Below are 7,788 nucleotides of genomic sequence, written 5' to 3'. Positions count from 1 at the left end.
AGAAGCGGAACTAAACCCAGGACGCTTCAGCGTCCACTAAATGAGGGTAACCTCATTGATGCTCTTTTCGTTGGAAATTTCTTGATAATCTGGCTTGCAGCACCCTGGGTAGTTGGAGAGAAGTCGGTCTGCGGTATAGGCCCTTAGGGATTTAGTCTTTGGTCTCTCAAGCTGGTCGTGTCCGTTTAAGACTTGCAAGTAGAGTGCATCCCGTGATGTACAGCGCCTTGATTTCGATTCGAAAGGAATGTCGATGTCTTTGTTCTCAAACATAGATAGGGGTAGGCCTATAGTCATCTCCGGTGGGTTGGGCAGCCTGAACTCAATCTCCAACGTCTTAGGTGGCGGAATTCAAATCCACTCGTACCCTGAAGTACGGTTTGATCCGGACGGGCCGTTCTGGCCTCAGATTGAAGAGCAATCTCTCCACCCAACGGTGCGTTTTTACCTGCATTCGTTAAACTGGATTGACTTTATCGTGGACCGTGCTGCGGCGGGACCTGAGGCCGCGTGGACTGAGGAGATTGCTGCAGGAGCGGATTTTGCATGGGCAGTGGCGTTGACTTGGTGGGAGATGAACAACGCTACGCCTGAGTGGGAATCGGATGAGTATGTCTGGGGCGGGCACGCGGTTGCTATTAGGGCGGCGTCGCTAAGCGCGCTCAGTCAAGTTTATCCCGAAGACGAATGGTTGTATGAAGCCATTGAGTATCACGGGCAGTGGCTGATGGAGCACTTCGACGGTTATTGGAATCATGGGCTTTCTCAGTCGCTGGCATTGCTGGTGGTAGGCGACAGGTTGAATAATCAGTCGATGCTCGCCACTGGTGCAGAGCGTGCGAGGGCTTGCCTTGGAGTAATGATCGATGAAGAAGGCGCCATCAATGAGCAGGCGCCGGAGTATGCGAACTACATTGACCGGTTGCGCCAGACTACGGTGATTGCGCTTGAGTTGTTCGGGGCACCAGGAGCCGAGGAATTGCGCGCGAAGCAGAAGCCTCTGGAAGAATTCATCGCGCATTCCGTGACTCCAAGCGGCACCTTCGTGGAGGTAGGGGATTCGATGCCGCGACGTCCGCGTTTTTTGCGCGGTGGGGCAGTAGAATTTGCACTTTCTAATGGCGCAGCAGGAACTGAGATTCCTCGCGTGAAGGTGTATAGCGCTGGGTATGTGTTTGGCCGTTCAGGATTTGGTCAGCGCCGACCAATTGGAATGGAGAGTTACTACTCCTTGCGATTCGGACCAGCTCGTGCGATTCATGGGCACTTTGATCACTTATCGGTAACCTTTTGGGATCGTGGTCGGAATATCATCGTGGATGCTGGCCACCCTGGCTATGCCCGCGGGCCTATGCGTGATTATGCACGGAGCCGTCTAGCACACAACGTACTGACGGTACGGGACAAAAAGCACAATGCCGCGGTGCCGTCGCAACTGATGGATCATCAGGTTGAGACAACCTGGTCCGCTTTTGATTTGCAAGACACTGCGTGGGAGGGGCTGAAATGGAAGCGAAGTGCTTGCTTCGCGGATTGCGGTCCTTTCGTAGTGGCAGATAGTTTGGAGCCGACGAAAACTGCGGAGTACGCGGAGCAACGTTGGAACGTGGCCCCGGAGTTTGAATATGTGAGCTCCCAGTATGAAACTGTTCGCTTTCGCTCAGTAGTTGACGGAACGCAGTTGGTTTTTATCCGTTACGGGATTGAAGGTTCTTCCTTCTTTGAACACACTGACGTGAACATGGCTCGCGGTGACCGCGATGGTTTACGGGGTATTGTATTTCGAAATGAGAAGCCCACTGACACGTGGACTGTGGGCTTTGGGCGTGCGAGCCGGGACTTTGGTTTGCTTACTGCTGTAGTGGTGGCTGGATCGGAGGAGAAGGTAACGTGCACATTCCAGGACAATGGACTCGGCAAGCGTGTGCTCCGTATCAATCGTGGAGTTCAAACGTACTTGTTTGAGTATGACGTGGAAAGTAAAAGTGTGAGGGCGCTCTCCGTTCCAATTGAGCGCGGATATGCCGACGGTGGTATTAGCCCACGATGAAGCGTCTAGAAGGGGGACAAGTTTGTATCTTTTTCTGTGAGAGTGCGATTCTGCCAATTAAGTACGTCTCTGTTTAAGAGCTTTGCGCTCATCAGAGATTAAGCATCGGATGTGACGGTTCGCGTCGGTGCTAATAGCGTAGTTAAAGCCAACACCAATCGAAGCTTTGAGTTGATGACTCGCATAGTGATAAGGGCCTGTGCCCGGAATGTAGGCACGTCGGGGGTGGGGTTGGTATTAAATGACACGGCCAGGGCGCTATCGGCACTCGTCCTGGAACGTCCTGGGTCTACTTCAAAGTATGCCACCACCTTTGGTGGTATCATCCGGGATAATTTTCAGACGGGGACGAGAACAAGCTATACCGCAGCCAGCGACTAGTTCCACTACCACAAGGCAGAAGGAACGCAGATAAACATAGCCGCCCCAGCATTGGGCTAGAAGTACGAGTGCTGGGGTTCTTTAAACGGAACTGCTAACAACGTAATGGAATGAGTCCCTTGATTAGAAATCCGCGTGGACACGTTGCGCTATGGTGCGGTTGATGCGCCACTCGGAGCGAGAACTATCGCTGAAGCCGGAGTAGTACAGCTCGAATGTGAGGTCATAGCCGCTGCCGTGAGGGACGAGGGCGGACTTGTAAAGATTGGGGTAGCCGGACTCCTCATGGGAGATGATCGGGGTGTCTGAGCGCTCCCAGCTGATGCCGTCCTTAGACCGCAAGAGATAGAGGTTACCTTTCTTGACGCTGCCCGGGATGATGTGGACGAGGCCAATGTACTCACCGTCGTAGAGCTGGATGTCAATGTGCCATAGGCGCTGGCCGGATGCAAGCTCGGGTTGAAAGTTTACGGTGTTCGGCGTAGACCAAGTCTTTAAGTCTGGGCTTTCATAAAAAACAACGCGGTTGGGCAGCCCGCCTCCATTTGCCACGCCGTAGAGACGCCAATTTTCACCAGTCCAGATAAGAGCTTGGGACATGAATTGTGGTTCGCCGGTCCAGATTTCCTCTTTTTCGGACCAGTGCACGCCATCGGTGGATCTGACCAAGAAGATGCGGTTGGTCTTGCCGTTAGGGCGGTCCACCATGCGCCATGTCAGGTACATCTCGCCGCTGGGAGCCATGACGAGCTGAGTATCGGAGTTGTGCGGGTTGGGCTTGCCTAGCTGATCATCGATGGGGTTAGTAAGCCCGTCTGGAACCTGCCAGGTCCAGCCGTCGTTGGATACGACGACGTTGGGGTCCTCGACTCCTTCATCACTGGCTGGGTATGGGGTCATTGCCATCCAGTATTTCCAACCATTCCATCCATTTTCAAAGTAAAGGACGGAAGGGTGCGTAGCTTGCCCGCTTCCTTCATGAGTAGGGAGGTTGAGCTGGGGCCCGCGCGGTGATGCCCAAGCCCAGAGTGGTGCCTCATCTTCGCTGTTGGCGAGTCGTTCCTTGATGTCGGCAACGTGTTTCGCATAGTCGGGAGAAGGTTCCACGGACGTCGTCGGGGCCGCGGGTGTACTCGTACTCGGCTTAGTTGAGGTGCTGGTGGGCTTTGCGCTGGTCGTCGGCGTGGCAGTTGTGCTCGGCTGGGTGGACGGAGTTGGCGTTGATGTCGGAGCTGGAGTGGGCGTCGAGCCTTGGGAAGAACCGATTCCAGGAAGGATACTCGCGAGGAGCGCCAAGCCGCCGATACCTGCGGCAAGCGCTACTAGCGCGGTGATAGCTTGCCGAACTTGCTCCTCGTTGAATTGGGGCAGGGTAGGCATCTGGAAGGCTGGCATCTGCTGAGCTTGTGCGGATGCAGGTGCGGAAACCTGCGCGGTGCTAAGCGAAGCGGTGAGGACAAGAGCCACGAGAGCTTTGCCGGTGCGAGAAGGTCGGCGCATGCGAGATCCTTTGTGTGTACGAATGAGACGACTTTGAAGTCTAGTACGCGATGGCACAGGGTGAGGTGATTTGAAATGGTGGACGAGAGGCACGGCTAAGCACGTGCGACTGCAGGGCAGCTACGTGGCACTATCCCAAAGCGGAGAGCGGACGCGCTGTCCTCTAAGATTGCCCTATGGCTAATTTGACTCCTGTCCGCACTGTTGTTGTACCCGCAGCTGGTATGGGTACGCGTTTTCTGCCTGCTACGAAAACTGTCCCGAAGGAACTTCTGCCAGTCGTGGACACTCCGGGTATTGAGATGATTGCGGAGGAGGCCGCAAGGGCTGGCGCGAAGAGGTTGGCAATTGTGACCTCGCCCCGCAAAGACGAAGTGATGCGCCACTTTGATGAGTTCCCAGAACTTGTGGAGACTCTCCGCGCTCGTGGAAAGGATGAGCAGGCGGTAAAAGTTGAGCGTGCTGCGCAGATTATTCAGCCGGTGGCTGTTGTGCAGGACAAGCCTTTGGGATTGGGGCATGCGGTTGGACTGGCTGAGGCAGTGCTCGATGATGACGAGGATTTCTTTGCTGTCATGCTTCCGGATGATGTCATCGAGCCCACTGCAGCTATGAGCGAGATGATTCGTGTGCGCCAGGAACATGGTGGCTCGGTGCTCCTAGCGGTTGAGGTGGATCCCGACCAAGTATCTAACTATGGCGTGTTTGATATTGAGGACACTGATAATGAACGCGTAAAGAAGGTCGTGGGCATGGTAGAAAAGCCCGCGGTGGAGGATGCGCCCTCAAATCTGGCAGCTACTGGGCGCTACTTGCTAGACCGGGCGATTTTCCATGCTCTACGGGGGATCACGCCAGGCAAGGGGGGAGAGCTTCAGCTAACTGACGCAATTGATTTGCTCATCTCCGAAGGCCACCCTGTCCACGTTGTTGTGCATGACGGTATTCGCCATGACCTAGGAAATCCCGCCGGTTTTATCCCGGCGAGCGTGGAGTTTGGCCTGCGCCACCCGAAGTATGGGCCGACCCTATTCCGAGACCTTGAGGCGATTATGGAGAAGTACCGGCCACAGTTGAGGTAGCGGTTAGTATCGCGTCTCCAAATCATTGGGCCTGCAGCACGTCTAATTAGTGAACTCTAGACTCGTCAGGATCTCGCTGGGGACGACGGCGTCGGCAAGCTCCTGTACAAGCAGTGAATCGTTTGGGATGAAACTAGCCGTCGGGGAACACGACACCGCGGAAAACTTTGAAGCCCTCATGGGTCTTCGCTAAGGAGCTGGGTGCGGCAATTAGTTGGGGTGCCTATATCTTGCTCTTCGACTGGATGCAGAAGGCGGGGCTGGTTGGCACGGTCATCGGTTTTGTTATTGGTGGTCTGATGATTGTCATCATTGGTTCGTGGGAGTTTCGGGGATTGTAAACATTGAGCCCATCACGGCCGGGGAGATGCTCCTAGTTCGGTACTATCGTTCAGGCGAGCTTCAATGGTTCAGGATGGTACCCTAATGTTGGGCTGAACGAGGGAATCGCTCGGACTGTAAACTGCTTTCGGATGAAGATCGAGTGGGTGTCGCATGTTATACCACCTCGTTTCAATTGAGAGCAGCGTGATCGGGACTCAGGGGCTGCATGCGGCTTATTGCGACAGTTGCTCGTGGATCCGTAAAAGATAGGAAGGAAATGCTGTGAAGATTGCAGTTTTCGGTCTAGGTTATGTCGGTTTAGCTAACGCCGTGCTTTTAGCGGCCAAGCATGAGGTTGTTGCTGTCGATATCGATGGTGAGCGAGTATCTAAAGTCAATCGGGGTGAGAGTCCGATTGTTGATTCAGATATTGCGATGGCGTTGGCGCGACATGGTCTGAATTTGAGGGCTACGACTGCTGCGGCAGAGGCACTGGACTCGGCAGACTTTGCGATTGTCGCCACTCCAACGGACTATGACCCCGAGAATGACTTTTTCAATACAAGTTCTGTTGAAGCTGTTTTAGGGACGATTAGCGCTTTGTCGCCTGATACCGTCGTGGTGATTAAATCTACAGTCCCAATCGGTTTTACCGAAAGAATGTCCGATTTACATAAGGAACTGACAATAGTCTTTAGTCCAGAGTTCCTGCGTGAGGGAAAGGCGCTTTACGATAACCAACATCCTTCTAGGATTATTGCGGCCTCCCGCAACTTAAGGGCTGCCAAAGAGTTTGCCCTTGTTCTTAAACAAGGATCGTTGGACCCGGAAGCTGCAGTTCTGGTGACTAGCTCTACTGAAGCTGAGGCGATCAAGCTTTTCTCAAATACCTATTTAGCGATGCGAGTTGCGTTTTTTAACGAGCTTGATACTTTTGCGAGGATTAACGGTCTGGAAACGCGCCAGATTATCGATGGTGTTTCCCTGGACCCAAGAATTGGGGGACATTACAATAATCCGAGCTTTGGATACGGTGGGTATTGCCTTCCCAAAGATACACGCCAGCTGTTGGCTAACTACAAGAATGTTCCGCAAACACTTATATCGGCAATCGTTGAATCGAATTTGCTTCGGAAAGATTTTATTGCCAATGAGGTTTTGAAGCTTAGTCCGAGTGTCGTTGGTGTCTTTCGTTTGACGATGAAAACCGGCTCAGATAACTTTCGCTCTTCGTCGATTCAAGATGTAATGTCTAAGATTCGCGGGGAGGGGATCGAGCTTTTGATCTTCGAGCCTTCGTGGCCAGAAAGCTCGTTTGACGGAGTAGAGGTAGTGGAGTCGTTCGAAGAATTTGCGGAAAGGTCGGACGTAATTCTATCCAATCGGTTGGATTCAGCTTTGGAACCCCACATTGGAAAGGTCATAACTGCAGACGTCTATTCTCGAGACTAAGAAGCAACGATCTTCAGCGATGATTGATGGGTAGCCTGGAAATAGCGCTGCGCTTTGTCCAGGGCTCGCCCGGCATGCTGGGAACGGCTCCGCTCATTGCACTCGTGATTTGGATTGTGCTGGGGTTGGTGTCGTGGACCATCAAGGGCCGTCAGCTGAAGGATGTGTCGCTGGAGAAGACAGCATCGTTGATTCTGGAATAGCTGCGGTGGTTAGTCGGTGGTGTTCAGGCGCTGCGGTCAGTCGCGGGCATCCGCGGTGGAGATGGCGAACGCATTGTTGTCGTCGGGGGTTGCGGCAAGCGAGCCCCAATAAATCGCTGCTCATTTGGCAGGTGAGCTGGTAGCTCTCACCGGTAACGGGGCTTTTGGCAGTGATGCTCGCGGTGTAGAGGGGATTGACTGTGGGGTCTGCTTGGTAGAGGGTGTAGCGGCCTTCTTGGCAGCACCGAACATCGCCGCGGTGAACTCACAAAAGGTAGCGCTGCCGGCCAAAATTGTGTTGCCCTCAGGCCTCACCCCGCTACGCACCCCGAAACCGGAAGAGCCCGTTTATGGTCTGCTCGTCGTTTTCTTTTCCTGTTGCTCGTCAGCCCGGGTTGGGGAGGGGGCTTCGTCCTCCTCGGTGGTGCTTGTAGAGCTGTTTGGGCTTTCTGGTGTCGTTGATTCTTCAGCCGTTGATACTTCTTCGGCCGCGGTGTCTGGGGTTTCGGACGTCATCGGGACAGCAAACTTCTGCACAAGCAGTGAATCGTCTGGGCGGAAGTCAGCCGTCGGAGAAGACGCCCCTGCGGAAAACGACGAAGCCCTCATGGGGCTTCGCCATGGCGCTCGGCGCGGCAATTGGTTCGGGCCTATATCTTGCCCTTCGACTAGATGCAGAAGGAGGCGCTCGGCCGGGCTTATGCGTTTATCGCGGGGTGGGCGCTGACGCTGGGGTACTCGTGCGTCGTCGCGTTTCATGCGTCGGCTGAGGTTACCCTCGTTTAGTGGACACCCT

The 7,788-nt window shown here is 54.1% G+C and carries 6 protein-coding genes; 5 read left to right on the top strand and 1 reads right to left on the bottom strand.

Annotation, left to right across the window (positions count from 1 at the left end):
• The first annotated feature begins 253 nt into the window (after nucleotides 1-253).
• Nucleotides 254-2,050 carry a heparinase II/III domain-containing protein gene (locus tag HMPREF2896_RS12230; RefSeq protein ID WP_070719643.1) on the top strand — a complete coding sequence of 599 codons (1,797 nt, stop codon included), beginning with the start codon at nucleotides 254-256 and terminating at the stop codon, nucleotides 2,048-2,050.
• A 504-nt stretch (nucleotides 2,051-2,554) separates the two neighbouring features.
• Here HMPREF2896_RS12230 and HMPREF2896_RS12760 read toward each other — a convergent pair.
• Nucleotides 2,555-3,931, bottom strand: coding sequence for a sialidase family protein (locus tag HMPREF2896_RS12760; RefSeq protein ID WP_141754796.1), 1,377 nt, complete (start codon nucleotides 3,929-3,931; stop codon nucleotides 2,555-2,557).
• Nucleotides 3,932-4,107: 176 nt separating this feature from the next.
• Here HMPREF2896_RS12760 and HMPREF2896_RS12220 point away from each other — a divergent pair, with 176 nt between their 5' ends.
• The 4 genes from HMPREF2896_RS12220 (at nucleotide 4,108) to HMPREF2896_RS12910 (ending at nucleotide 6,992) form a co-directional block, all read left to right on the top strand.
• Complete coding sequence (locus HMPREF2896_RS12220) at nucleotides 4,108-5,013, top strand: UTP--glucose-1-phosphate uridylyltransferase (protein WP_070719641.1); 906 nt, start codon at nucleotides 4,108-4,110, stop codon at nucleotides 5,011-5,013.
• A 167-nt stretch (nucleotides 5,014-5,180) separates the two neighbouring features.
• Nucleotides 5,181-5,354 (top strand): hypothetical protein, encoded by a 174-nt coding sequence (locus HMPREF2896_RS12915; RefSeq protein ID WP_168165698.1) that lies wholly within the window; start codon nucleotides 5,181-5,183, stop codon nucleotides 5,352-5,354.
• A gap of 265 nt (nucleotides 5,355-5,619) precedes the next feature.
• Complete coding sequence (locus HMPREF2896_RS12215; protein WP_070719640.1) at nucleotides 5,620-6,789, top strand: nucleotide sugar dehydrogenase; 1,170 nt, start codon at nucleotides 5,620-5,622, stop codon at nucleotides 6,787-6,789.
• 26 nt (nucleotides 6,790-6,815) lie between these two features.
• Entirely contained in the window at nucleotides 6,816-6,992 is a 177-nt protein-coding gene (locus HMPREF2896_RS12910; RefSeq protein WP_168165697.1) for a hypothetical protein, read from the top strand.
• Nucleotides 6,993-7,788: the final 796 nt, after the last annotated feature.

The organism is Corynebacterium sp. HMSC069E04, assembly GCF_001813175.1.
Taxonomy (GTDB): domain Bacteria; phylum Actinomycetota; class Actinomycetes; order Mycobacteriales; family Mycobacteriaceae; genus Corynebacterium; species Corynebacterium aurimucosum.
The sequence above is the reverse complement of the archived record's forward strand: the minus strand, read 5'-3'. Positions and strand labels throughout refer to the sequence as shown.